The sequence below is a fragment of the Limosilactobacillus oris genome (genome assembly GCF_025311495.1).
In the GTDB taxonomy this organism is placed as follows: domain Bacteria; phylum Bacillota; class Bacilli; order Lactobacillales; family Lactobacillaceae; genus Limosilactobacillus; species Limosilactobacillus oris_A.
Map to the genome: position 1 here is coordinate 1,289,148 of NZ_CP104398.1, position 24,885 is coordinate 1,314,032.

The window sequence follows — 24,885 nt, forward strand, 5'->3', positions numbered from 1 at the left end:
TTACTTCCTTTCACTTACCTGGCCGGTTGCCGACTTGGTTACTTTCATCTCGTGGATGCTGACGTAATTGGCCTCCTTCACCAAACCATTTTGGACCTTTCCCGACTGCATGTACTTGATAAATTGCTGGGTCGCCCGGCTCGGCTGCTGCTGCGTGTACAGGTGTTCATAAGACCAGAGCGGCCAGCGGTTGGTCGTGACGTTGCTGGCCGTCGGGGCAACCCCGTTGATTTTTAACGGCTGAACTGTCTTGTTGAGGTAGGCAAAGGAGATGTAGGAAATGGCTCCGGGAGTGTTCGTGACGATTTCCTTCACCGTCCCGTTAGAGTCCTGCTCTTGGGCCTGAACGGCATGGTCACCCTTAGTGAGGACCGTCTGCTCAAAGGCCAGCCGGGTTCCGCTCCCGTTGGCCCGGTTAATCACGGTAATCGGCAGGTCCGGGCCGCCGACCTGACGCCAGTTGGTGATTTGCCCAGTGAAAATCCGGCGCAGCTGGGTCATCGTGAGGTTTTTGACCCCCAGCTTGGGATTGACAATCGGGGCAATTCCCGACACGGCAACGATGTGGTCCCGGAGTTTGTGGGCATCAATGCCGTCCTGCTGGCTAGCAAAGATGTCTGCAGAACCGATGTTGACTGCCCCGGCCTGGACCTGGCTCAACCCCGTCCCGGAGCCGCCACCTTGGACGGTAATGTTGGTGGTTGGCTGCCCCTGGCGATACCTGGCCGCGACCGCCTCGGCTAGTGGTTGCAGTGCGGTTGAGCCGACGATCGTGACTTTCTCCTGGGCAGGGTGGTGTTTGGCAGCCACCCAGCCAGCTCCCAGGCCGCCGACGAGCGCCGCTAGGATGATTCCCAATAATATTCTCCGCATGATTGGCCTCCTAGTTGTCTTTACGGATTTCCTATGATACAAATAAGGATAGCAAGCCACTGTAAACTTTTAATTGAAGCAATGTAAAAGTTATGTAAATACTGGAGAATAATCCCGAATGGCGAAAGAATTTCTATTAATGAGCCAGTCAGCGGAACTCGTAGACCAACTGACGGCCACCTGCAAGAAGGCCCGCTGGCAGCTCACCCAAATCACTACCCCGACTGGCCTCGTGGTCGCCCTGGAGCAACGCCCGGTCACCGGTATTTGGTGGGACCTCAGTCATGTCAGCCTCGATACGACGATTGCCACCATGACCTTAGTTCGGCACCAGCTCACCGGCCCGATTATAATTCTGGCCCCCGAAGTTACAGACCGGATCCAGCGGAAACTCTTCCACGCGCAGGTCGATGACGTCCTTGCCCTGCCGGTTGATGAACGCAGCTTTCGGGCGCGGGTAGAGCAGCGACTGTGGCTTTACCGCCACGTCCAGTTTGCGAAACCAGCACCAGCCGAGGCGCCAGAAGAGAATGCGGTAATTGCCGCCAACGACTGGACGATCGACCAGGCTAACTACACGGTTAAGAAGGCCGGGCAGCCGGTCGAACTAACGCCCAAGGAGTTTCAACTGCTCTCATACTTAATCAACCACCACAACCAGGTCCTCAGCCGGGAACAGTTAGTGTCCGGTGTCTGGGGGTACGATCTCCTGGCGAGTTCACGGATCGTCGACATCCACATCAGTCACCTGCGTGATAAGCTGGAGGACGACCCCCACAAGCCCGCTCACCTGCTGACTGTGCGGGGCTTTGGCTATAAGTTTGTATAAGAAAGAAACCGCCTTGATTAGTTAGGCATAATCAGGGCGGCTGAGGCTGGGAATTAACCCAGTCTCTTTGCTGTTTTAAAGATAAAAATGCTTCAGCGCAGCTGGATTAAAAATAAAATGCAGACTTACTTTGGTTAATCCCAGAGCGAGTCTGCATTTTTAATTAACATCATTATATTTTAAGCAGTAACCCAATTATATTTTTTAAGGAAGATTGGCGAAGTTTTTTCACTATTGCTAAGTTTTCCTTCTCTTTTGGCCTCTGCTAATTTATAGTTGGAATCCAGTGAAAGTAATAACTGGCTGGAAATCCCCATCACTTTTTCGATTCGAAGAGCAAGAACCTCAGTTAAAAAGCGTTTGCGGTTAAGAATATCAGAAACGTTTTTCTGGGTAACACCGATACGTGCAGCCAAATCGGCTTGTGTAATGTCATAATGATTCATCACTTCTTTTAATAAATCGGCAGCCGAACTAGTATGATACTGTCTAATTTTATTTTCACGATGCAGCATAACAATCAGCTCCTTAATGATAATCTTCAATGCTGGTTATCTGAATAGTTACAATCTGTTCCCTTTTTGTTGATAATTCATCGTTCTTATCGTAGCCTTCAAATACCATCCGATAGTTGCCGCTAATATCAACCGCAAACTTGCCAGATAGTTCTCCTTTTAGTGGATGACATCGGGGCGGTGGATCTGATGGTATATGAGCAAGTGTCTGGGCCGCATCGAATTCGTCTAGACGTGCTTGAATTCGTCGCGCCCTAGATTTTCCATAATGTTTCAAAAGCAATTTTGGATCATTCAGAATCTTTGTTAATTTTTTAGTTTCCGCAAAGTATTCCATTGTGGACACCCCATTATCATTATACCGATTTGGTATTAAAATAACAAGAATAACACCTCACTTTTAGCAGCCCCAGTTGCTTTTGCTTCCGAACTAACTAGCAATCAGTTAAACTATAACTGAATAATCACAAAGGGAGGAATTCATGATGAGTAAAGTATTTGTTGCCGGTGGTTCCGGCCGGGTCGCAACCGAATTGATTAAGGACCTCGTTGCTGATGGACACCAAGTCATCGCGGGGGCCCGCCACCCCGAGAAGATTGTGGAAATGGACGGCGTAACGCCCGTCACCCTCGACCTTCGCGGTGACGTTGCCAAAATTGCTAGCCTGATGGCTGGTGCTGACGCTGTCTACTTTGTTGCCGGTTCCCGGGGCAAGGACCTCCTGCAAACCGACGCGATGGGTGCTGTTAAGACCATGCAAGCTGCCGAACGGGCGGGAATCAAACGCTACATTATGCTCAGCTCAATGTACGCCCTCCAACCAGAAAAGTGGGCTGACTACCCTGCCCTCGCAGCGATCACCGACTACAACATCGCCAAATTCTTCGCTGACAACTACCTGATCCACAACACCGACCTGGACTACACGATCGTTCAGCCGGCGACCCTGACCGAGGAAGCGGCCACGGGCAAGGTAACCTTTGGCGAAGGTGACGACACTACCAACCCGATCCCAGACGTTGCCCAGGTGCTCGCCACGGTACTGGCAAATGGCAACACTATCGGTAAGGTCATCCTGATGCGGACTGGTGATACGCCAATTGATACAGCGGTCAAGGAAGTTTAACCCGTAACCGGGCCTTGATTGTCGGTCATCCCGGTGCTAAACTACAAACGATATCAAATGTGATGGTGTTTGCAATGAACCACTGGCATAAACCAGTTGATGACACCTGTCTCTGTAGGGGGACAGGTGCGCGTCCCTTACAGTAACTGCTGTGAGGGACGTTTTTTTGTGGCCACGATCCAGAATGGAGAATTGAAGATGAAGATAAGAAAAGTCATTATCGTGGGGCTGTTTGCCTTCGGGGGCGGAATGCTCCGTTACCTTGTCAATAGCAGTTGGGGCGTGGTGGGCATCCTGGGCTGCAACCTAATTGGCTCTTTTTTGCTGGCCCTGCTCACTTACACCGTCATCGAGCGGAAACTCGTGGCCGCCTGGCTTTCCCTGGGGCTCGGGACCGGGCTAATCGGTGCCCTGACGACCTTCTCGACCTTTGCCGCTACCACCATCCAGCTCTGGCAGTCCCATCCCCTTGCCGCGGGTCTATACTTCATTGCCAGCAGTTGCGGTGGCCTAGCAATGGCTCTGCTCGGCGCCTGGCTGGGCCGTCGATTAGGGAGGGACTAAGATGGTATTAACAAGTACGGGTGCCGCCATTGGTGCCATTTTACGCTACCTACTGACCCTGGCTGGCAAAAAGCTCCCCTGGAACTGGCCCCTTACCACCCTGATGATTAATTTAACGGGCGCTTTCTCGCTTGGTTTGGCGACGCATTACCTCGCTAGTAATAGTTTACTAATGGCCTTCCTCGGGCCCGGAGTTTTAGGCGGGTACACCACTTTTTCAACCTACAATGTCGAATTAGTGACCCTGATTCATAGTCACCGCTGGTGGGCCGCGGCTAGCTACGCCGTACTCTCGCTCGCCGGTGGCCTCCTGGCGGCCGCAGTCGGGATGGCACGCTGGTAAACTTAATCAAAGCGCCGGCCCAAAATTTTGAGGTCCCGTTGCACACCATCTAATTCCGCGACCCGCGGCAGGCTGCCCCACTCCGTAAAAGCAAAGTGGTGGAAGAGCTTGAGGCTTGGCTGGTTGTGACCGAAGATATAGGCCACGATGGCGGTGATTCCCAACTGTGGCAACTGGTCAATGACGAATTGCAGGGCCCGGCTCCCCACTCCCTGGTGGCGGACCGCTTGGTCAATGTAGATACTGATCTCGGCCGTGTGTTCGTAGGCGGGACGGCCATAGAATGGTTCGAGGGCGACCCAGCCAATGATTTGGTCTCCCTGGGTCATTACCCACAGGGGGTGGGTGACCGTAAACGAGGCAAACCAGGCTTCACGGTCGGCCACGGTGACCGGCTCCAGGTCCGCGGTGGCCAGGCGGGATGGAATAATCTGGTTGTAAATTTCCACGATGCGGGGCAAGTCCGCGTGAACTGCTTTCCGAAATTCCATAATAAAACCTGCTTTCTAATCCTAATTACCTGCCATCATACCGCAAGTCGGGCTTACGATTTGAACGAATTCGCCCCCTTAAACTTTGGAAAAGTTTGCGGACCGGTACCCTTGCCAACGGCGGTAAATGATAGAATTAAAGAAAACGCTTACGGAGGTTTCGAATAATGGAGATTGATGATAAACTGCACTCCGGTCAAATTTACGACCCGGAAGATCCGCAAATTCTTGCTAAGCAGACCAAGGCGATGATGCCGATGTACGAATACAATGCAACCCTACCGACCGAAACGGCCAAGCGGCAAGCATTGCTGACTAAGATGTTTGCCAAGGTCGGTGAGGGTTCCTACATCGAACCGCCCTTCCACGCCAACTGGGGCGGCCGGCACGTAGAATTGGGCGCCCATGTTTACGCCAACTTCAACCTGACAATTGTCGACGACACCTACGTTTACATCGGCGACCACACAATGATGGGGCCCAACGTCACCCTCGCCTCAGCTGGGCACCCCATCCTGCCAGAACTGCGTGAACACGGCTACCAGTACAACCTGCCCATCCACATCGGTAAGAACTGCTGGCTCGGTGCCGGCGTCATCGTGGTTCCCGGGGTGACCATCGGCGATAACAGCGTCATTGGCGCCGGGGCCGTGGTCACCAAGGACATCCCCGCCAATGTGGTCGCCGTCGGTACTCCGGCCAGGGTCCTGCGCAAAATCGGCGACCACGACCGGAAATACTACCACGGCCAGCTGGAGATTGATCCGGAGTTGTTGAAATAGGGAAATGGCAAGTTCAAGCCCCGGTACGTTCTTAGTAATTCTTGAATAGTTCAAAAAAAGCGTCTGGAATTGAGATTTTCAGACGCTTTTACCTATCGTAATCAATACCACATCCACTAAGCCTGCACTGACTGTTTGAACTGCCGCATAGTTTCCGCCAGATGAACTTCGTGGACGACGAATTCATGCGTCTTGCAGACATAGTCGTGCTCCCGGCCCAGTTTGGCAATATAGCCGTTAATATAGTCAACCTCGGTTGGCCGCCCCTTGCTGAAATCTTGGTACATCGACGGGTAGTGGTACTTGTGAGCCTGGGAGATTGCGATTACCGAGTCAGTTTCCTCTTGGCGGGACTCAATCAGGTAAATCCCGGCCCGTTCGCAAACATCGAACGCTTCGTCAAAAAGCTGGCGGGCCATTTCCTTCACGCCATCGTAAGCGATAAACTGCCCCATCTGGATTTCAAACATGGTACAGAGGGTATTGCAGACGGCGTTGAAAACGACCTTGGACATGCACATCCCTTTCCACTCGTCAGCAAAAATGGGACCCAGGTCAGCCTGCGTAAAGTCAGCGAAGACCTGTTGGACAACAGCATCCGGCCGTTCGTTATTGTACCGGGCCATGTGCATCTGTTCGGAACCTTCCGCACCCATAAAATCAACGTCGCCGGGCGCATCCATCCGGGTCGCAATCATCGCGGTCCCACAGATAATGTGGTCAGCAGGGAAGTACTTAGCAATCTTTTCAAAGTGCCCCATCCCATTCATCGCTGAGAAAACGTACTGGTCCGAATGGAAGAGGCCAGCCTTGCTATCCCGCTCCAATTCCTCTGCCAGTTGCATTTGCTTCTTGAAGATAATCCAAACGTCCGGATGACCGTGATACTCTTCCGGCCGGTAAATATTGACGGGGATAATGTGGCGGTTTTGGTGGTCCCGGGCAATTGACACCCCGCCTTGTTCCTTAATCCGTTCGATATTAGGTTCCCAGGTTTCAATATAGTCAACGTCAATTCCGGCATTTTCCTGCATCATTGCTCCGTAGCGAACGCCCATTGCTCCTGCACCAATAATTCCATACTTCATCATCAACACGCTCCTTTATTGAATGTAATGCTCTAACAAAAAAATCGCCCCTTATTCATCTCGAATAAAGGACGATTAGCTCGTGGTACCACCTAATTTCAATTCAGCTTCGCAACTGAATCCTCAACACGTACGGCAAATGACTGCGATACGCTGCACGGTAATGGGTGCTACCAGGCTACCTCAAGAAGTAGCTGCTTAAATAATAATCTTTCGTTGAATAGTCATCGCACCTTCTCACCACCAGCGCTCTCTGTGACACCGCTAAACAACTACTACATTACTACCAGTATTTTTTGCTAGATTTAATTGTTGAGAGTATTTTAATTAAAAACAAATTATATTTCAAGATTTTTATTGGATTTTTTTAATTTGGCAGATTGCAATACTTGTGGCAAACACTCCATTCTTGTAGAAAAAGAGATACCATCGCACAATAAAAACACAAGGCTCCAATCAATTGATAAACAAAACAATAATGTAATACTATCGCAAAAATTCATCTATCCAGTAGATAATACAATCTCACTGGTCCCGCCTGCTAGTAATAGTATGCCGGAAGATGTTCGAAGTATGTACAACGAGGCTGCTAGCGTCTTTGAGTTATCTCCTCGATCATCGGCAGCCCTTATTAGGCTTACTCTTGAAACACTACTAAAAAAGCATCTAATAAATGATGGAAAAAAACACAACCTAAATACCATGATAGGTATGTCAAATATGGAACAGCCAGAATTAGTAACAGAATTCATGGACATGATTAGAAAAGAAGGTAATGAAGAAGTCCATCCAGAATACGAAAAACTAGAACATGAATGGGGAAATATCACAAAGGATACCAACAAAGATCAAGTATTATACATGTTCAAATATATTAATTCTATTTGCGATCTATTGGGTCTTGTAACTAAGATGCACAATGACTATAAAGCTTTACCGGAGAGCCAAAAACAGGCTATTCATAAAAGAAATGCAAAATACAACACCAAATAAGAATCGAAAAGCATGGGAAGTGTTAAACGACTTAACTGTTGTATCATTTGTCATGAAATTATATGTACTAATAACTAAAGTATTTCATTTAATTAGAATAATGAAGTTAATGGATAAATCTCTCACACAAACAGGTGTTCTCAACCTGCCAAAGATACTAAAATTTTAACTAGTGAGACTGTAACTTTTATTAAGGAGGAACCCTATGGGAAGAAAAGTCTTCGTATCTTACAAATATAAAGATAATCGCGTTGCTCCTCTGAACGGATATCATAAACATACTGTTCGAGACTACGTCGACTACTTGCAAGATCATAAATACAGTGGTGATGACTATAATAAGGCAGAAAATGATAATGAAAATCTTAGCGACTTCAAAAAAGATACAATTAAGTCAAAATTACGAGATAAAATTTGGGATTCTTCAATCACCTTGGTATTGATCTCTCCTGGTATGCGCGTGGAATGGCAAAAAGAAGAAGATCAGTGGATGCCATGGGAAGTAGCGTACTCACTAAGAACAGAGACAAGACACCACACTAGAAGTTTACCTAATGGTATGATTGCTGTTGTTCTGCCAGATTTATTTGAAAGTTATGACTACTTTGACTCTCAAGAAACATTAATCGATGATCAAGGAAATGTCCACGATATTGAATCAATTAAAACAGGAAATACATTTAAGATTATTCGAGAAAACATGTTCAACCAAAAAGATCCTGTTACCGACACTATACAGGGACAAACTATTTACTATGGGGAAAGCTCATACATTATTACTGTCAGATGGGCCGATTTCATAGATGATGTAGATACATATTTTGATCGCGCCATGAATCTTAAGGAAAATAGAATTGATGAATACGAATTACAAAAACAACCATAACAATAAAAATTTTGTATCAAATGGAGAAAATAAAAGATTACACCTGCAAATGATTGAAAATATCATCAGTCGAATGGGATCCAATTCTTTTTTAATTAAAGGTTGGTCTCTTACCGCAATAGGCGGATTGATCACACTATACATTGCAAATTTTAGGCACTCTTGGTCCTATAACCTACTTTGGTTTCCATCATTAATTTGTATAATGTTTTGGATTATTGACGCATATTATTTACGTATTGAGCATCAATATCGTACGCTTTATGATCTAGTTCGGCAAAAAGAAGAAGAGAGTATTGATTTTAGTATGGATCTATCTACTACTAATGAAAGCTTTTTATGCTGCATGTGCAGACCAGTATTTTTACTTTCCTATGGTTTAGTGTTAGTTGTATTAGTCTATATTCTATATATTAATAAGCCCTAATGAGGCTAGGGCCTATTTATGATGAATCACCCCTGTTTAAACAGCATTATTTATGGCAATATGTACAACTATTACATAATAGGCTATTATATAGATGCACATCTATATAAGAGGTAACGTAAATGGATTATCAAAAATTAGCTAACTTGCTTAAGGTAGTTGCTGAACCAAATCGGCTTAAAATTCTTGAAATGCTTTCCTGTGGTGAAATGTGTGCCTGCGACATTCTTGATCACTTTGATTTTACCCAACCAACGCTTTCTCATCATATGAAAGTATTAGAGGATAAAGGATTGGTCATCGTAAGTAAGAAGTCAAAATGGCATTACTATTCATTAAATCCAGACACGACTGCACTTATTATTAACGGCTTAACCCGTACGCTGTCCAATACTGACAATTGTATGTGTAAGGATGCTAATCAAAAAAGATAATCCTTTTATTTTTACCGCAAACATAGATAATTATCTATATGAAGGGGATTAATATGAAGACGTCGAAAAACCTATCATTTATGGATCGTTACATGACCCTATGGGTGTTTTTAGCTATGGCACTTGGGATTTTAAGTGGATTTATTTTCCCTTCCTTGCCTAAGTTGATCAACAGTTGGTCAGTGGGAACTACGTCTATTCCGATTGCTATCGGCTTAATCTTAATGCTGTACCCGCCATTAACTAAGGTTAATTATGGGAAAATGGGTGATGTTTTTAGAGATAAAAAAGAACTCAGTTTCTCACTAATTCAAAATTGGATTGTCGGGCCATTATTGATGTTTGCTTTAGCCATCATTTTTCTACACAATTATCCCAATTATATGATCGGTTTAATCATGATTGGGTTGGCACGTTGTATTGCGATGGTCATTGTATGGAATGAGCTAGCTCACGGTAATAATGACTATGCCGCCGGATTAGTAGCTTTGAATTCGATCTTTCAAATTATTTTTTACTCTATTTATGCCTACATCTTTATTAGTGTTTTACCTAAGCTGTTCGGAATTAAGACACAAACGGTTAACATTACCATGGGTGAAATTGCAAAGACTGTTTTTATTTATCTTGGAATCCCGTTTATCCTAGGGGTTTGTTCTCGTTACTTGATTATCAAGGGTAAAGGAAAAGACTGGTTTGAAGATAAGTATGTTCCTAAAATTAGTCGCATTACAACTTGGGCATTACTATTTACCATCGTAGTTATGTTCTCGGTAAAAGGCGCTAAAGTGGTTCAACTACCTTTAGATGCCATACGTATCGCGATTCCTTTGCTTCTCTACTTTATTTTAATGTTCTTCCTCACTTTCTGGATTGCGAAGAGGACTGGCACAAACTACCCAATCTCGGCCACGCAATCATTTACTGCTTCAAGCAATAACTTTGAACTAGCTGTTGCAGTAACTGTTGGTGTCTTTGGATTAAATTCTGGGGAAGCATTTGCAGCTGTTATCGGTCCAATGATTGAAGTTCCAGTTATGATGCTATTAGTTGATGTTTCACTTTGGATTAAGAGGAGATTTTATTAATTATGAAAAAAATCTATTTTTTGTGTACTGGTAATTCTTGTCGTAGTCAGATTGCGGAAGGTTATGCCAAATTATTACTCAAAAATCAATATGAATGTAAAAGTGCCGGTGTTGAAAAGCATGGTCTCAACCCTTATGCAGTAGAGGTTATGGCTGAGGATGGAATTGATATTAGTCAGCAAAAATCAAAGCTGATTGACTTAGATTATTTCAATGCGGCTGATTTAATTGTGACCTTGTGCGGTGATGCGAAAGACCGCTGTCCTATAATTCCTCCCCAAGCCCAAAGCCTTCATTGGCCCTTACCAGATCCAGCGCAGGCTAAGGGAACACACGAGCAGAAAATGATTGTATTTCGTCAAGTACGTGATGAAATTAAACAATTAGTTAGAGGATTAATTTAGGGGCTATTTCTAGTAGCCTCCTATATAAAATGGAATCAAACAAGAAAATTCACTGCTCTATTTTTAATTACTTTCTCTTCTTAAGGGAAGCACTTAAGTCAATTCACCTGTCAAGTTGAGCAAGTATTTTTTTCAGATCATCATCTTTTATAAAGTAGTACACCATTTTCCCCTTTTTTTGACGGTCTAAAATGTCAGCATCATACAGCATTCTTAAGTGATGAGAAGCGGTTGCAATACTACAGCCTAAAATATATGCAATATCACAAACACATAACGATTCCTGAGCGATTAAAGAGAAAATGATTTTTAACTTTTTCTCATCTGAGATTTTAGACAATACATAAAAGTATTTCTTAATACGTGATTTACCCAAGAATTCCGAGACCTTCATTACTTTATCTGTCTCAACCAATGTCTGATCACAAGTAATGTCAGCACTTTTGCTTTTCATAGAATCACTCTGCCTATTATTTAATTAAATTAACGAAAAGTTGAATTGATCCATTTTCGATCAAAACGGAACCACCAATAAAGATATAAACGATTCCTATAAACCAACGACTATATTTTTCAAGAACTGTACCTACAATTGGAATACTAACCGACTTCTGGGCAATAAAAACTAATAAGAAAATCATTATCAAAAACACTAACAAAGTTATTAATAACTTTGGTAGTGCCAAACTAATAAAGTAAGGTACAAATAATCCAACATTATCAGCACCACAGCTCACAATAGTAATGAAAATCAAAGTTTTAATCAAATTATTTTGATTTGTATCTTTCAATTTTTCATTAGCCATTTTTTCACCGTCTGAATCTCCCAAAATTAAAGCCTTTATTCCCAAAAAGACAGGAATTATTCCTAGAAAACCTAATAATCGTTTATCAGGAACGTAATGTAAAATGACAGCAAAGAACAAACTAACTAATATCAAAAGCCCAGACCCAAGAAATTGGCCTATATAAATATCTCTAACACCCTTTTTATCTTTAACTTTCGCAAAAAAAAGCATCAGAATTATTAATAAGTCAATAGCAGTACTCCAGTAAGTCACCACACCAGCAATAATTGTTCCTAACATTTCTTATTTCCTCCAAAATAATATTCAAATATATATTTGAATATTATTTTGGAGTACTCAGATTGAAACATCAAGACACCCTGAGAATTTTCTTTAATAAATAGTCAAAAGCCAAATTTTATTTGTAGGTGTCCAGTAATACCACCACAAGCTAAAAGTATTCACTGGCCATTACCTGATCCGGCACAAGCAAAAGGCACACATGAACAAAAAATGATTGTGTTTCGACAAACGCGCGATGAAACTAAAAAAACGTATTGCCCAATTAGTTTAGGGGCTATTTTTAATGAATCACCCCTGTTTAAACAGCATTATTTATGGCAATATGTACAACTATTACATAATAGGTAACGTAAATGGATTGTCAAAAATTAGCTAACTTGCTTAAGGTAGTTGCTGAACCAAATCGGCTTAAAATTCTTGAAATGCTTTCCTGTGGTGAAATGTGTGCCTGCAACATTCTTGATCACTTTGATTTTACCCAACCAACGCTTTCTCATCATATGAAAGTATTAGAGGATAAAGGATTGGTCATCGTAAGTAAGAAGTCAAAATGGCATTACTATTCATTAAATCCAGACACGACTGCACTTATTATTAACGACTTAACCCGTACGCTGTCCAATACTGACAATTGTATGTGTAAGGATGCTAATTAAAAAAGATAATCCTTTTATTTTTACCGCAAACATAGATAATTATCTATATGAAGGGGATTAATATGAAGACGTCGAAAAACCTATCATTTATGGATCGTTACATGACCCTATGGGTGTTTTTAGCTATGGCACTTGGGATTTTAAGTGGATTTATTTTCCCTTCCTTGCCTAAGTTGATCAACAGTTGGTCAGTGGGAACTACGTCTATTCCGATTGCAATTGGCTTAATCTTAATGCTGTACCCGCCATTAACTAAGGTTAATTATGAAAAAATGGGTGATGTATTTCGTGATAAGGTAGATTGTAAAATTTAGAAGACTTAGATATACCAACTTGTTTATCAGTTGGAAACAATTAGAAACGATTTCCACGAAAAATAAGTTTGAAAGATTCAAGGAGTTGTATTATATTGAGGACGTAGAATAAATAATATTATGGAGGGTCGATTATGTTATCGAGGAATAATTGGAAAGAACAAGTTCGGCAACAAAAACCGAAGAAACAACGGTTTACGATTAAGAAATTAACCATTGGAGTTGCTTCGGTTTTGATTGGTTTCACATTTATGGGAATGAGTGCTTCAGCCGACGCTCAAACCACATCTGCTACTGGTACTCAAACAGGTATAGCATCTGCTACTGATACAACAACACCAATTGCACCATCTACCACTGTACCTAGCTATGATGGTACAAAAGTAGTTGATACACCTTTTTATAACAACCCTCAAGGTACAAATTCAAAACTAATCGACAATAAATCTAAAGATGGACAGTATAACATTTACTTCACTGCAAAAGATGCATCTGGTAAGGAATACGCTAGTTCATATGCTGTAGAAAAAAGTAATGCTCCTATTCATTCCTTATTGGATAAGGATGCTGGTGCATACGATCCAAATAGTTTAGAACTTCATTTTTACTATCAAAACAATGGTGATCAAGATCAGACAATTAATTATACTTTGAGAATGCCTGATTGGCTTAATCCTTATAAGCCAAAAGGTACAGAATCTAGTTTAGTTCCAGATAGTAGTAGAATAAATGATGTTAAAGTTACTAGCAAACAAGGTAATACTTATGACATCAGTTCTGTAACTAAAACTTTAGATGGAGTTGAATCACGTGATGGTGATTTGCGCCGCGTAAAGGATGTGCCAGTTAATTTAACTGTTAAAGCTAATGATGCAATCAATTTGGTCATTCCGTTTGTCCTTAACACTACTGCTAAGGAGTCTACTGGCCGGATTGATGACAACAATGACTTTTATGTTTTGGAAAATGGACAACAGACTGGTCATTTGAATGTCAGATCTTCAACTTATGCGCCATTATATCCAGAAGACAAGATTTATCCAAGGGTTAAGGTAGGAAATCACACTTATACTGATGAATACCCAGATAATCCAGGTGCATTTACTTGGGATCTTTCTGTGTTTCGTGATGAAGACTTCCTAAATGGTTATCCTGATGGTATATATGAGGCCAGCACGCCAACTAACAAAAGTACTGTCTATGGCAGCTATACCTTTTCGTATTTATCTCTTAATAAATATGAAGATTATCTAACTAAGAATGGATTTACTGTAGCCTTTAGTAACAGTAACGGCAAGCCAATGCCATATTACAGGTATACTTTAAGTGTAAGTGGTGCAAAGCTGGTTGATAGAAATGGTAATCCAGTACAAGATGAAACCAAGGGACATCCTTATAAGGGACGTCGTTATTTTGAAGTTGTACCGGTAATTTTGCTTAATCAAGATGAAACTTATACAACCAAAACTGCACCAACTGCTTGGGATCCATCTACTATGGTTAATAAAGTTGCCGATCCAACTAATTATCGCTACTGGGATCAAAAGACCGATAGCGCAGTTAGAAGGGATAATACTGCAGCACAACTAACTGCTAAAGACTTTACGGTAACTATCACTAAAGATGGTCAAGCCGTTAAGCCAGATGCTAACGGAAAGTATGATTTGTCTAAGCCAGGAACTTATACTGTTACTTATTCTAGAGATTTCAATGGCACGACAATTTCTAATTCTGGTCAAATTACTGTAACTCCAGTTGAAGACACTACAGTAACGTACACGTTCTACGATGAGACTGACAAGAAGCCAGTTGAGGGTCATGATGTTACTGTCACTGGTCAGCCTGGTACTGATCAAAAGGTAAATCTTACTACCCCAGAAGGCTACAAGCTTGCTGAAGGTCAAACCTTACCAACTAGTGTCACGATACCAAATGCAAACGAGACAATTACTATTCATCTTGTTCACGCTACTAAGGATATCAAGCCAAATGATCCAGGTGTAAATCCAAGCAATCCTGTATATGCTGATATGTTCAAGACCGTAACTCGGACAATCAAGGTTAACAACCCAGATAGAATGGTTGATACTACAACACAGCAGGTTAACTTCAACCGGACTAAGACCATAGATGAAGTTACTGATGAGGTTATTTCCTATGGTAACTGGACATTAGCAACTGGTTCGGCTAAGGATTGGGGTCAATTCAATGTTCCACAACTCGACGGCTTTATCTCATATGTTGATGGTAATGCTGCTAAGAAAGTTGCTGAAGAAAACGTAACTGCTGATACAGCTGACGTAACTGTAGAAGTAACTTACAAGAACTCCGGCAACAATGGTAACAATACCACCCCTGACGATGACGGCAACCATAACACTAACCCTGGTGATAATGGTAACCACAATACTAACCCAGGTAATAACAACGATATCAATAATGGTACCCAAAACGGTAATAACAACGGTATCAATAATGGTACCCAAAACGGTAATGGCAACAAGACCGTAAACACTAATGTTACTGACAACGGTAATGGTGACAACAGTCAAAACAACAAGCAAGCATTACCACAAACAGGTAATACTAAGAATGATGCGGCTGTAGCTGGATTAGGTTTAGCTGGCTTACTGGCAATGCTTGGTTTAGGCGGATTGAAGAAGAAACGCAACTAGATAACATAATTTTCTTTCCCAATATTTAAGTGCTGTATTCGATTCGTCTAAACTATGAAAAGGACTACTTAGGGCACTATTGCCTGTCAAGTATACAGTTCAAATAGAAAAATTATTTATGCGGCTTGAGCGCGGAATTTTTCCGCGGTCAAGCCGTTTTTGGTTGCGTAGGCTCGTTGAGTGTTGAAATATTTAATGGCGTCCTTTACAGATTGCTCTAATTCTTCCAATGTTTTAGGTCGAGAGCGTTTAGCTAACCAGATGAGCTTAAAGTCATTCCACCAACGCTCCATTGGCGAGTTTTCCCAAGGATGGCCCGGATGTGACATACTGTGAATGCAATTCTGGCTAGCCAAATAGTCATTAAAAACCATTGAACAGTATGCTGATCCGCGATCCGTATGGATCAGCGGATGGGCGTCTGGTTCTACTTTGAAGGCGCGCTTAAAGGATTCGATCGCTGATGCGGCCGTTTCAGTAGCTGAAATGTTGTAGCTCAAAACATAGCGACCATATAGATCCATTACTACATGTACGCGCGCCTTCCTTACCTGCTCACTACCATATAGGACTTCGGTCGTGTCAGTTACCCAAACCTCATTCTTACTCTGACGATCAAATTGCTCATTGAGTAAGTTGTCATTGATATATTCTTCGTGACGTTTAATCCGATTATGTTTCTTCTTACGGACATTTGCCTTGATCCCGTGATTTCTCATACAGTTAGTAACTCGCTTTAAGCCGACCTTGAAATTCAATTTATTTTCAAAAGCTAGTTGTGTCGTCATACCTAAATACCCCAAGGTCCACTTATGCTTATCTTCTAATTCCAAAATGGCCTTAAGTAATGCTGCTTGTTCATTATCATGGGCATTTGGCTTTCGATGAGTCCACTTGTAGTAAGCATCTCTAGTAATACCCGCGATCTCGCTTAAAGTGCTGATTGGCCACCCGTACTCTTCATTTAGTTCTTTGATGACTTGTTGTTTGAAGAACTTTTCGCCTCCCGACTGCGAATTTCCATTAATTTTTTTGCGAAGGCGACCTCCATCTCATTCCGTTTCATTTCAGCCTTCAATAGCCGGTTCTCCGCTCTTAATTTATCTAGTTCTGTCCACTCTGCTTTAGGCTTAGCTTTACCCCGCCGATCACGAAGTGATTGCGGGTCATTACCACTCTTACGATATTTCTGATACCATCCATAAACCTGTTGGTAACTCACATGATATTTATTGACGGCCCAATTGTAATTAACGTCGTGCTTGATTAAGTCCTCAATGATCAATAATCGTTCTTCAAAAGTAGTTTTGCGTCCTGGCATAATTGAATCTCGCTTTCTTGGCGTATAAGCCTTCAGTTTTGATTCATTATACTGGATAATCCAGTCTGATAACTGTTTATCTGATTTTAATCCATGTTTAACTGCGAATACTCGAAGGGAATCGGTTGATTCCTGGTACTGCTGAATTAAAGCCAACTTAAATTCTCTTGAGTAACTATGATTGTGGTGATCAGATCGCAGTCCGTCAATACCTTGGTATTTATAAAGAAGTCGCCAAGACAAAACAGTGCTCTTGCCAACTGCATACTTCCATGTAACTTCTTTAATACTTGAATGATCTAATTCATGTAATATTAATAGTTTCTCTTCCGCGTTATATTTTGATTTCCTAGACATAGAAAAATGCCCTCCAAGTATAAGATGAATTTTCTATTTCATCTGTATACTTAGAGGGCATTATAACCTAGTATTTATTGTAAGCAGCCCTTTTTTTGTTGGTAAATTAGACTCTTTGTTAATCGGTAAGGATGAAGAGAATTTAGAGAACTAGACTAAGCTACTTTAGCTATTGGTCTAGTTCTCTTTTTTGATAATTCCCGAATCATGAGATTAGAAGTCTTCAACGAAACGAGAATCCTAATCCGGAAATGGAAGAAGTTGCGATAGTCATATGCGGTCCGTTTGATTACTTTAATTTTATTATTGGTGCCTTCGATTAGTCGTTTGAGGTTAACCGTTAATGAGCATTTCCGGCCACGATAACTAAGCTTAGTTTCGTGGTCGGCTTGCGCACTAGTCGCATGGTATTCAACCTTTAACCGGTGAATTTCATTAAAGATAGTAGTCTTACTAAAGCCCAGGTAATCAGCGATATATCGAAGAGATTGCTTTTCATGACGAAGCGTTTCGATGACAATGCGGTCTTCAAATGATAAAATAGTGGTGCCCATAAAGGTCCTTCTTTCTAATGGAATGTTGTGGTGACACCATTAAAGACCTTTATGGATTTTTCTGTCCACTAAAATGTTCAATTTAAATTTTACAATCTGCCATTTTATTGTATTGAGGGTGTGAAGCTTAATACAATCGTTGCATTTTGTCGCAAAATTCAATTTGCTATTCCCCATCTATTTGCTATCATAATATTAAAATTCAAGTTGAGGGGATTAAAATGCGATTAAAGCAACTCCATGATTACGTAAAATAGAATTATACGGACGGGCAATTCGACCAAAACTATTCTTACGAAGCCAACCAGGCTAATCCGGCATCCGATTTTTGGATGGGTCAGCAACAAGCACGGCGGGATTTCCAAAATGGGGGCAGATTTAAATTCTACCCTCTGCTATTAGTTAAGATTGGCTCACGCTGAAACGACTGACGGAAGTTAAAAACTTTGTTGAAGGGTACAACTGTGAGAAACGCAAGCTAGCGTCAAAGTAGCAGTTCGGCTAGGAGCCAAAGGAGGACTAAATGAAAGCAAATAACCGTAGTTCAGTCATTGCAATCTGTTCATCACTAAATGCCCTCTTCCTGATTGGCTTGGTAATCTTTGATCGGTATTGGGATACCGCACCTGGATGGGTATTTTATCCCTATGTTTTCCTCATGGTAATTAATGCTGGGATATTAATAGTCGCTGCTATGAAAAAGGAGTGAGCAGAATGCTTGATGACGTCCTAAAAGATAAAAAATGGCCCTTATGGAAGCGAATCGTCTACTTAGTGGCCTTGCCCTTGCCGATTAAATAGCAAATTTTAACCTGAAACGTAAAATTCCCCGATCTAGTTACCGTAACTAAGTCGGGGGATTTTACATTATTTTACCCAATCTGCCGCGCCAGGGAGATCATCTCTAGCAGGCTTTGAGCAGTACTGCTGCCCTCGTTGCCCATTTTGAGGCCGGACCGTTGCAGGGCCTGGTCGATGTTGTCGGTCGTCAAAATTCCAAAGGTCACCGGCACCTTCCCCTGCAGGTTGAGTTCCATAATCCCCTTAGTGACGCTTTGGCAAATCAAGTCGTAGTGGTCGGTCCCGCCCTTGATTACGGCCCCGAGGGTCATCACGCCGTCGTAGCGTTCAGTCGCCACCAAGCGTTTGGCCGCGAAGGGAATCTCAAAGGCCCCAGGAACATGGTAAACGTCGATCCGGTCGCTCGCCAGGCCGAACTTTTTCAGAGTGCCAACCGCCCCAGCAACCAGCTGACTAGTCACCGTCGAATTAAAATCCCCCACTACAATTGCGATTTGCAGGTTCGTTTGGTCAAATTTTCCTTGGTATTCATTCATCTTAATCTGCCTCCAATGTTAATAAGTGGTGAAATTTTTCCTTCTTTGTCGCCAGGTAACGCCGGTCATACCGATTGGGCTGGATTTCCAGCGGGACCCGCCGGGTAATTTCAATCCCGTCGAGCCGTAACTGGCTAATCTTATCCGGGTTGTTGGTCAAAAGGGCCACCCGGCGAACCCCGAGCTGCTTGAGCATCTTCGCAGCCAGGTCGTACTGGCGCTCATCGGGCCGGAAACCCAGCTGCTCATTCGCCTCCACGGTATCGTAGCCCTGCTCCTGAAGACGGTAGGCCCGGAGCTTGTTTTCCAAGCCGATTCCCCGACCCTCTTGACGCAGGTAGAGGACTACGCCCCGACCCGTAGCGTTGATTCGCTCCATTGCCGCGTGAAGCTGGGGCCCGCAGTCGCAGCGGAGCGACCCCAGAACGTCACCGGTAAAGCACTCCGAATGCAGGCGCACCATAACCGGTTCTTCACCAGTGAGGTCACCCTTGATGAGAGCCAGGTTGTCACCGGCAAACCGGCGCAGGCGAAAGTCGCCGTATGCACTCGGCAGCTTGACCTCCTCTACCGGCCTACTCACCGGGTTTCGCCGGTATTCCTGCAGGTCCTTGATCGTGATGATCGGCAAGCCGTACTCGGCCGCCATTTCGTGGAGCTCCGGCGACCGAGCCATCTCGCCGTTGTCCTTGAGGATTTCGCAAATGTAGGCCACCGGTTCGACTCCCGCCAGCTTGGCGAGGTCGACCGCCGCCTCGGTGTGACCGTTCCGTTCCAGTACCCCGCCAGCCTTGGCAACCAGTGGGAAAATATGCCCCGGCTTATAAAAATCAGCGTTCCGGGAAGCCGGATCCGCCAGGTGGCTAATCGTTCGGCAGCGATCAAAGGCAGAAATCCCGGTGGTGGTTGAATGGTGGTCGACGCTAATCGTAAAGGCCGTGCCGAACGGGTCCGTATTATCGACCGTCATCTGCCGCAGTTCGAGCCGGTCAGCCACGGCAGGCGCCATCGGTACGCACATCAACCCCCGGGCGTGCTTGGTCATGAAGTTGACCTTAGCGGGCGTGGCCTTGCTAGCCAGGCCGACCAAATCACCTTCGGCTTCCCGGTCAAGGTCGTCCATGACAATGACCAGCCCGCCCTGTTTTAGCTGTTCAATTGCTGCTTGTATTTTCTTAACGTCCATCGTTTATTCCGCCCCTCTCTGCAAATTTGCGACAACGTACTTGCCTAAAATGTCGGTTTCTAAGTTAACCAAACTTCCTTCCTGGAGCTGGTCGAGGTTGGTCACGGTCTGGGTATGCGGAATCAGACCGACGGAAAACCATTCTGGACCGACCGCCATAACCGTCAGGCTGACCCCGTTGATGGCGACGCTCCCCTGGGCAACGACCTGGCCTTGAAGCCGGTGCGGGAGGGCGAAGCGGACCTCAATCGCGTTTTCGTTGACCCGGCGCTCGACCACGTGCGTCACCTCATCGACGTGCCCCGTAACAATGTGGCCCTCCAGGCGGTCGCCAACCTGCACTGACCGTTCCAAATTGACCAGGTCACCAGTGTGCCGCTCCCGAAAGGTCGTCTTCTCAAAGGTTTGGGGCATCAAGGTCACCCGAAACGCCCGCTGGTCCCGAGCAACCACGGTCAGGCAGGTACCATCAACGGCGACCGAGTCCCCGATTGCCAGTTCCGTTAATATTTCCGCGTTCGTCGGCGCCAGCGTCAGTTCGATTGTCTCGCCCCGCTTTTGCAACTCCGTAATTTTGCCAGTTCCTTGTACTAATCCACTAAACATCTTGCCGCTCCCTTTCCGCAATTCGGACGTTGTTTCCTAAAAGTTCTAGCTGCTGGTCTTGAAACCGCCACGTTTCTGGTGGCGCAAAGACCGGCACCCCTTCCTGGCCAAGCATGACCGGGCTAAGATAGGTCAGGACCTCCTCCACCAGTCCAGCCCGGGCGAAGGCGGCGTGAATCGTCGGTCCACCCTCGACATATAATGATTGAACGCCTTCTTCGGCCAGCACTTGAACGACCGCCGGTACCGAACAGTCCGGTAACACAAAGACCCGTGCCCGCGGACCGAGGCGGTCGGGCAAGGATTCCCTTTCCGTGAACACCCAGGTGGGTGCCAGGCCGTCCTGAAAAAGTTGACGGTCAGAATAGTCCGCCAACCGACCCCGGCGATCCAGCACTACCCGGATCGGCAGATGGTCAAGCTGGGTGGTCGGCAGCAGGGTTGGATCGTCCACAATCGCCGTCGTGCTCCCGATGACAATTCCCTGAAAACCGGCCCGTTCTTGGTGGACCCGCCGGTAAACCGCCTGGTTGGTGATTGCCGTCCGTTGCCCAGGCCCGGCGCTAACCCGACCATCGAGACTTACCGCCTGTTTGAGGGTCACCCAGGGACGGTGGTGACGGTAAAAGAAGTTGTAGTGCGGGTTAACCTGTGCTGCCTGCTGAGCACCGACCCCGGTTACCACTTCAACCCCGTGCTGGCGCAGGGCGGCAACCCCTTTACCAGTGACTAAGGCGTGGGGATCGAGCTGGGCGACAACTACCCGCTGGATCCCAGAGTCAATAATCAGCTGGGTACAGGGCGGCTGTTTGCCGTAGTGGTTGCAGGGTTCTAGGGTCACATAGAGGGTCGCTCCGGCAGCCTGCCCCGGGGCAAGTTGGCTGAGGGCATCCCGCTCCGCATGGGGACCGCCATAGGGCTGGGTATGCCCCGTTGCCAGCACGTGACCGTTTTTGACCACCACGGCCCCGACCTGAGGATTCCGCCAGGTTGCCACTCCGGCCTGCTTGGCCGCCGCGACCGCTAGTCCCATCAAATCTTCATCATTCATCACGTCACCTTCCCATCAAAAAAAACGTCCTGCGACTTCTCACGGGGCGTTTTCTGCTGGTTTGCACTAGGTTGGTTCCCTGGTTTAAAAAATTAAAACCCGGATAACATGCGTGCTATCCGGGGCCATCTTTAAACTGGTAGTGTGTACAGCGTTTTCTTCTCCCATCCAGACTATACTGTCGGTACCAGACTCGCACTGGTTCAGCCACTAACCACTGTTGGCTAGCAGGTCACGGACTTCAAGTTGCCTTGTCACCGTCGGTTGGGAATTTCACCCGGCCCCGAAGAAAATTGCGTTTGAATTTATCTTTAGTGTAAACTTGCACTTTCTGTTTGTAAAGCGTTTTTTTGCTGGATACCTATCCACCCAAATAAAAAGAGGCCTCCTCAACGGAAGACCTTCACACAACGGAGAATGAGAGATTCGAACTCTCGCGCCGTTTGCACGACCTACACCCTTAGCAGGGGCGCCTCTTCAGCCACTTGAGTAATTCTCCAAAAATTCATTGCTGGGCTAACCCAATAATCTCATTATAACATATTACTCATTTCGTGGGTGAAGACCAGGCTCACTAATACAGCCATACGAATATCCAATCGTCACCTGGGGGTTGTTTTCTTTAACCAGCTGCTCTCCCGTTAGCGACAGCTTCACCATCAATTCACGGATCTGTTTGCCGACCGGGGTGAGAGCATACTGTGTCTGGGGCGGCATCGTTGGGATAATCGTCCGGCTCACTATTCCAGCCGCAATCAGCACTTTTAGTTGCTGCGACAGCACCTTTTTGGTGACTTGGTCGTGATTTTCAAGGTTAACGTTGCGCAATAGTTTACCAAAATGTTGATCTTGCTTGCCCAGTTGGCAAATAATGGAAGTCTTATACTTTCCCTTCACCAGATCAATCAAGTAGTCAATCCCTAGCAAATATGTATTTCGCGCCATTTTGAACCCCTCCCTAGTTACCTTTTTGATACCAGATTACAATAAAGTGCCTTCTTTTAGCAACTCGTGAACTATTTTTCAATATGAACTGAATTAAGGGTGTCATGATATTAAATCAACACTACGGAGGTGTAATTATGAAAGTCACAGCAGCAGTTGTTAAGGACGTCGGTGCGCCATTTACCATTGAGGACAACATTGAATTACACGAGGTCGGCCCAACCGACTTACAAGTTCACATCGTTGCCAGCGGACTTTGTCACTCTGACGAAGCAATCCGGGTCGGCGAAGCATCAGTTGGTTACCCAGCGATTCTCGGACACGAGGGCTCCGAGATCGTTGAGAAAGTTGGCGCCAACATTACCGACTTCCACGTTATTTTATCATACTGGACTGATGGAACCTGTGATAAGTGTTCCACGGGTCACGCCGGCCAATGTCGCAACTACACCGAGGGGCGACTTAATGGGAGTACGGCCAGACGGTGACTACAATTTCAGCAAGGATGGCCAGCACATTTCAAATATGCTCAACCAGTCCTCATTTGCAACTACCACGGTCGTTGAACAACGGAACGCCGTTAAGATCGACAAGGACCTTGACCTGCGGAAATTTGGCCCGCTCGGTTGCGGCTACGTTACCGGTTCTGGGACCGTCTTAAACGCCCTTCAGCCACGGCCAGGGCAAACTATCGCCGTCTTTGGGACTGGTGCCGTTGGCCTTGCTGCAATGATGGCCGCCAAGATTTCGGGTTATACCAAGATCATTGCGGTGGACCGGAACGATAACCGACTGGAACTTGCCAAAGAGCTGGGCGCGACCCACACCATTAACACTAACGATGCGGAGCCGGTTCAAGCAATTAGAGATTTGACAAACGGCTATGGCGGCGACTTCTCAATCGACACCACTGGAGCACCGGTGATCACTAAGGCTGCGATTGACGCCTTGACCATCGGGGGAACCTGTGCCGGAATCGCCGTTACTTCCAACTCCGTCAACATCAGTGAATGGGGTGACCTCAGCGCCTTTGACAAGAATTTCATCGGGGTTTTGATGGGTGATTCAGTACCACAGCTTGACATTCCACGGCTGATGGAATTTTACAAGCTGGGCTGGTTCCCGTTCGACAAGACTGAAAAGTTCTATGACTTTGATCAGATTAACGAAGCCAACGAAGATTCTAAGTCCGGCAAGGTTATCAAGCCTGTTTTAATTATCGATAAGGATTACCAACCAGGCGAATAAATCTGTGCTAGATGAGCAAAGCCCTCTGCTACCGTGATAGCAGAGGGCTTTTTGTGATGATTCGTTGTACGCCGACTCATCAACAATTGCCTAACCGGGTATGCAGTATTGGCCAAGTCCCCGCCCCTGCAAAGCTCCGCCAAAGCCAGTATAATTTAATACTGTCGCACAGCGTTTGAACACTGAAAGGAGCTCGCAAAATGAAAGTTATTTTTGTCTGCCTCGGTAATATCTGCCGGTCACCGATGGCGGAGGCGATGTTTAAACAAATGGTTCGGAACGCTAACCTCCAGGACCAAATTACCGTTGACTCCGCGGGAACCAGCGACATTGCCGCAGGCCTCTCTGCTGACTCCCGAACGAAGAAAATTCTGGATAAGTATAACATCCCTGATGACGGCATGATTGCCCGGCAGCTCAACGACCGGGACTACCAAGAAACCGACTACATCATCGTGATGGACCAGATAAACATGGTCGACGCTAAGGACATGGCTCCGGCGGGACTCGCTGGCAAGGTGCACGGAATTTACGAGACAACCCCGAGCAAGCAGGGCAACTGGATCTCTGACCCGTGGATCACCCACCGCTTCCAGGAAACTTACGACAGTCTGAGTGAGGCCCTGCCAAACTGGTTAGAACGGATTAATAAGGAATTGTAATATTTTATTTGGCTGGGATTGCTCCCGGCCTTTTTCAT

The 24,885-nt window shown here is 45.2% G+C and carries 29 protein-coding genes, 1 tRNA gene, 5 pseudogenes and 2 riboswitches; of the genes and pseudogenes, 18 read left to right on the top strand and 17 right to left on the bottom strand.

Annotated features, from left to right (window positions below; genetic code table 11):
* A complete protein-coding gene (locus N4599_RS06495; RefSeq protein WP_260898561.1) occupies positions 1 to 873 on the bottom strand; it encodes a phosphate ABC transporter substrate-binding protein in 873 nt (290 codons plus the stop codon).
* A 118-nt stretch (positions 874 to 991) separates the two neighbouring features.
* On the opposite strand from N4599_RS06495, the gene N4599_RS06500 reads away from it, so the two are divergent.
* Entirely contained in the window at positions 992 to 1,702 is a 711-nt protein-coding gene (locus N4599_RS06500; protein WP_191364002.1) for a response regulator transcription factor, read from the top strand.
* A 179-nt stretch (positions 1,703 to 1,881) separates the two neighbouring features.
* On the opposite strand, the gene N4599_RS06505 is transcribed toward N4599_RS06500, so the two are convergent.
* Both N4599_RS06505 and N4599_RS06510 read right to left on the bottom strand, forming a co-directional pair.
* The gene (locus tag N4599_RS06505) at positions 1,882 to 2,217 is read right to left on the bottom strand and encodes a HigA family addiction module antitoxin (RefSeq protein WP_062813037.1); all 336 of its coding nucleotides are present in this window, start codon (positions 2,215 to 2,217) and stop codon (positions 1,882 to 1,884) included.
* Positions 2,218 to 2,230: 13 nt separating this feature from the next.
* On the bottom strand, positions 2,231 to 2,554 hold the full coding sequence (locus N4599_RS06510; protein ID WP_062813036.1) for a type II toxin-antitoxin system RelE/ParE family toxin: 324 nt from the start codon (positions 2,552 to 2,554) through the stop codon (positions 2,231 to 2,233).
* A gap of 148 nt (positions 2,555 to 2,702) precedes the next feature.
* Here N4599_RS06510 and N4599_RS06515 point away from each other — a divergent pair, with 148 nt between their 5' ends.
* The 3 genes from N4599_RS06515 (at position 2,703) to N4599_RS06525 (ending at position 4,251) form a co-directional block, all read left to right on the top strand.
* Entirely contained in the window at positions 2,703 to 3,344 is a 642-nt protein-coding gene (locus N4599_RS06515) for an SDR family oxidoreductase (RefSeq protein ID WP_191364000.1), read from the top strand.
* A 49-nt stretch (positions 3,345 to 3,393) separates the two neighbouring features.
* A riboswitch (Fluoride riboswitch) is annotated at positions 3,394 to 3,460 on the top strand.
* Positions 3,461 to 3,542: 82 nt separating this feature from the next.
* Positions 3,543 to 3,908, top strand: a complete 366-nt coding sequence (locus N4599_RS06520) for a fluoride efflux transporter FluC (protein WP_260898563.1) — start codon at positions 3,543 to 3,545, stop codon at positions 3,906 to 3,908.
* A gap of 1 nt (position 3,909) precedes the next feature.
* Positions 3,910 to 4,251 (top strand): fluoride efflux transporter FluC, encoded by a 342-nt coding sequence (locus N4599_RS06525; protein WP_260898565.1) that lies wholly within the window; start codon positions 3,910 to 3,912, stop codon positions 4,249 to 4,251.
* A 2-nt stretch (positions 4,252 to 4,253) separates the two neighbouring features.
* Here the strand turns inward: N4599_RS06525 and N4599_RS06530 are convergent, their stop codons facing one another.
* Complete coding sequence (locus N4599_RS06530; protein WP_191363997.1) at positions 4,254 to 4,742, bottom strand: GNAT family N-acetyltransferase; 489 nt, start codon at positions 4,740 to 4,742, stop codon at positions 4,254 to 4,256.
* Positions 4,743 to 4,909: 167 nt separating this feature from the next.
* Here N4599_RS06530 and N4599_RS06535 point away from each other — a divergent pair, with 167 nt between their 5' ends.
* On the top strand, positions 4,910 to 5,524 hold the full coding sequence (locus N4599_RS06535; protein ID WP_191363996.1) for a sugar O-acetyltransferase: 615 nt from the start codon (positions 4,910 to 4,912) through the stop codon (positions 5,522 to 5,524).
* 116 nt (positions 5,525 to 5,640) lie between these two features.
* Here the strand turns inward: N4599_RS06535 and N4599_RS06540 are convergent, their stop codons facing one another.
* Positions 5,641 to 6,612 carry a ketopantoate reductase family protein gene (locus N4599_RS06540; protein WP_191364039.1) on the bottom strand — a complete coding sequence of 324 codons (972 nt, stop codon included), beginning with the start codon at positions 6,610 to 6,612 and terminating at the stop codon, positions 5,641 to 5,643.
* Positions 6,613 to 6,984: 372 nt separating this feature from the next.
* Here N4599_RS06540 and N4599_RS06545 point away from each other — a divergent pair, with 372 nt between their 5' ends.
* The 6 genes from N4599_RS06545 to arsC all read left to right on the top strand — a co-directional run bounded on the left by N4599_RS06545 (position 6,985) and on the right by arsC (position 10,844).
* Positions 6,985 to 7,605, top strand: a complete 621-nt coding sequence (locus N4599_RS06545; protein ID WP_260898569.1) for a DUF4145 domain-containing protein — start codon at positions 6,985 to 6,987, stop codon at positions 7,603 to 7,605.
* 205 nt (positions 7,606 to 7,810) lie between these two features.
* Positions 7,811 to 8,491, top strand: coding sequence for a TIR domain-containing protein (locus tag N4599_RS06550; protein WP_260898571.1), 681 nt, complete (start codon positions 7,811 to 7,813; stop codon positions 8,489 to 8,491).
* Positions 8,463 to 8,918 carry a hypothetical protein gene (locus N4599_RS06555; protein WP_260898573.1) on the top strand — a complete coding sequence of 152 codons (456 nt, stop codon included), beginning with the start codon at positions 8,463 to 8,465 and terminating at the stop codon, positions 8,916 to 8,918. Before N4599_RS06550 ends, N4599_RS06555 begins: the two co-directional genes overlap by 29 nt.
* A 122-nt stretch (positions 8,919 to 9,040) precedes the next feature.
* Positions 9,041 to 9,352: an ArsR/SmtB family transcription factor gene (locus N4599_RS06560; protein WP_152727039.1), complete on the top strand. Its 312-nt coding sequence runs from the start codon at positions 9,041 to 9,043 to the stop codon at positions 9,350 to 9,352.
* Positions 9,353 to 9,405: 53 nt separating this feature from the next.
* Positions 9,406 to 10,440 (top strand): ACR3 family arsenite efflux transporter, encoded by a 1,035-nt coding sequence (gene arsB, locus N4599_RS06565; RefSeq protein WP_152727040.1) that lies wholly within the window; start codon positions 9,406 to 9,408, stop codon positions 10,438 to 10,440.
* 2 nt (positions 10,441 to 10,442) lie between these two features.
* Positions 10,443 to 10,844 (top strand): arsenate reductase (thioredoxin), encoded by a 402-nt coding sequence (gene arsC / locus N4599_RS06570; RefSeq protein ID WP_003669793.1) that lies wholly within the window; start codon positions 10,443 to 10,445, stop codon positions 10,842 to 10,844.
* Positions 10,845 to 10,947: 103 nt separating this feature from the next.
* Here arsC and N4599_RS06575 read toward each other — a convergent pair whose 3' ends face one another.
* Both N4599_RS06575 and N4599_RS06580 read right to left on the bottom strand, forming a co-directional pair.
* Positions 10,948 to 11,298 carry an ArsR/SmtB family transcription factor gene (locus N4599_RS06575; protein WP_003672749.1) on the bottom strand — a complete coding sequence of 117 codons (351 nt, stop codon included), beginning with the start codon at positions 11,296 to 11,298 and terminating at the stop codon, positions 10,948 to 10,950.
* 16 nt (positions 11,299 to 11,314) lie between these two features.
* On the bottom strand, positions 11,315 to 11,932 hold the full coding sequence (locus N4599_RS06580; RefSeq protein WP_260898582.1) for a CadD family cadmium resistance transporter: 618 nt from the start codon (positions 11,930 to 11,932) through the stop codon (positions 11,315 to 11,317).
* A 126-nt stretch (positions 11,933 to 12,058) separates the two neighbouring features.
* On the opposite strand from N4599_RS06580, the pseudogene N4599_RS06585 reads away from it, so the two are divergent.
* From N4599_RS06585 to N4599_RS06600, 4 genes and pseudogenes are all read left to right on the top strand, one after another.
* A pseudogene (locus N4599_RS06585) lies at positions 12,059 to 12,184 on the top strand (arsenate reductase (thioredoxin)); the annotation flags it as partial.
* Positions 12,185 to 12,288: 104 nt separating this feature from the next.
* Positions 12,289 to 12,591, top strand: coding sequence for an ArsR/SmtB family transcription factor (locus N4599_RS06590; RefSeq protein WP_260898585.1), 303 nt, complete (start codon positions 12,289 to 12,291; stop codon positions 12,589 to 12,591).
* Between the two features lie 62 nt (positions 12,592 to 12,653).
* Positions 12,654 to 12,887, top strand: a pseudogene (locus N4599_RS06595) (arsenic resistance protein); the annotation flags it as partial.
* A 152-nt stretch (positions 12,888 to 13,039) separates the two neighbouring features.
* Positions 13,040 to 15,580: a mucin-binding protein gene (locus tag N4599_RS06600; protein ID WP_260898587.1), complete on the top strand. Its 2,541-nt coding sequence runs from the start codon at positions 13,040 to 13,042 to the stop codon at positions 15,578 to 15,580.
* Between the two features lie 116 nt (positions 15,581 to 15,696).
* Here the strand turns inward: N4599_RS06600 and N4599_RS06605 are convergent, their stop codons facing one another.
* The 4 genes and pseudogenes from N4599_RS06605 to N4599_RS06620 all read right to left on the bottom strand — a co-directional run.
* Complete coding sequence (locus tag N4599_RS06605) at positions 15,697 to 16,608, bottom strand: IS3 family transposase (RefSeq protein ID WP_191980572.1); 912 nt, start codon at positions 16,606 to 16,608, stop codon at positions 15,697 to 15,699.
* Complete coding sequence (locus N4599_RS06610) at positions 16,545 to 17,258, bottom strand: helix-turn-helix domain-containing protein (RefSeq protein WP_087215825.1); 714 nt, start codon at positions 17,256 to 17,258, stop codon at positions 16,545 to 16,547. The genes N4599_RS06605 and N4599_RS06610 overlap by 64 nt, the downstream gene beginning before the upstream one ends.
* A gap of 155 nt (positions 17,259 to 17,413) precedes the next feature.
* Positions 17,414 to 17,581, bottom strand: a pseudogene (locus N4599_RS06615) (transposase); the annotation flags it as partial.
* Positions 17,582 to 17,737: 156 nt separating this feature from the next.
* Positions 17,738 to 17,812: pseudogene (locus N4599_RS06620) on the bottom strand (helix-turn-helix domain-containing protein); the annotation flags it as partial.
* Between the two features lie 523 nt (positions 17,813 to 18,335).
* Between N4599_RS06620 and N4599_RS06625 the strand changes: the two are divergent.
* Positions 18,336 to 18,521, top strand: coding sequence for a hypothetical protein (locus N4599_RS06625; RefSeq protein ID WP_062813161.1), 186 nt, complete (start codon positions 18,336 to 18,338; stop codon positions 18,519 to 18,521).
* Positions 18,522 to 18,684: 163 nt separating this feature from the next.
* On the opposite strand, the gene ribH is transcribed toward N4599_RS06625, so the two are convergent.
* From ribH to N4599_RS06655, 6 genes are all read right to left on the bottom strand, one after another.
* Positions 18,685 to 19,149 (bottom strand): 6,7-dimethyl-8-ribityllumazine synthase, encoded by a 465-nt coding sequence (ribH, locus tag N4599_RS06630; protein WP_062813160.1) that lies wholly within the window; start codon positions 19,147 to 19,149, stop codon positions 18,685 to 18,687.
* A gap of 1 nt (position 19,150) precedes the next feature.
* Entirely contained in the window at positions 19,151 to 20,335 is a 1,185-nt protein-coding gene (gene ribA / locus N4599_RS06635) for a GTP cyclohydrolase II (protein WP_260898593.1), read from the bottom strand.
* 3 nt (positions 20,336 to 20,338) lie between these two features.
* Entirely contained in the window at positions 20,339 to 20,941 is a 603-nt protein-coding gene (locus tag N4599_RS06640) for a riboflavin synthase (protein ID WP_062813158.1), read from the bottom strand.
* On the bottom strand, positions 20,934 to 21,992 hold the full coding sequence (ribD, locus tag N4599_RS06645; protein WP_062813157.1) for a bifunctional diaminohydroxyphosphoribosylaminopyrimidine deaminase/5-amino-6-(5-phosphoribosylamino)uracil reductase RibD: 1,059 nt from the start codon (positions 21,990 to 21,992) through the stop codon (positions 20,934 to 20,936). Before ribD ends, N4599_RS06640 begins: the two co-directional genes overlap by 8 nt.
* Positions 21,993 to 22,144: 152 nt before the next feature.
* A riboswitch (FMN riboswitch) is annotated at positions 22,145 to 22,287 on the bottom strand.
* 116 nt (positions 22,288 to 22,403) lie between these two features.
* A tRNA-Ser gene (locus N4599_RS06650) sits at positions 22,404 to 22,491 on the bottom strand.
* Positions 22,492 to 22,535: 44 nt separating this feature from the next.
* Positions 22,536 to 22,937, bottom strand: a complete 402-nt coding sequence (locus N4599_RS06655; RefSeq protein WP_191363732.1) for a winged helix-turn-helix transcriptional regulator — start codon at positions 22,935 to 22,937, stop codon at positions 22,536 to 22,538.
* 137 nt (positions 22,938 to 23,074) lie between these two features.
* Here N4599_RS06655 and N4599_RS06660 point away from each other — a divergent pair.
* Both N4599_RS06660 and N4599_RS06665 read left to right on the top strand, forming a co-directional pair.
* Positions 23,075 to 24,185 (top strand): annotated as a pseudogene (locus N4599_RS06660) (NAD(P)-dependent alcohol dehydrogenase).
* Positions 24,186 to 24,385: 200 nt separating this feature from the next.
* Positions 24,386 to 24,847 carry a low molecular weight protein-tyrosine-phosphatase gene (locus N4599_RS06665; protein WP_260898595.1) on the top strand — a complete coding sequence of 154 codons (462 nt, stop codon included), beginning with the start codon at positions 24,386 to 24,388 and terminating at the stop codon, positions 24,845 to 24,847.
* Positions 24,848 to 24,885 lie beyond the last annotated feature (38 nt).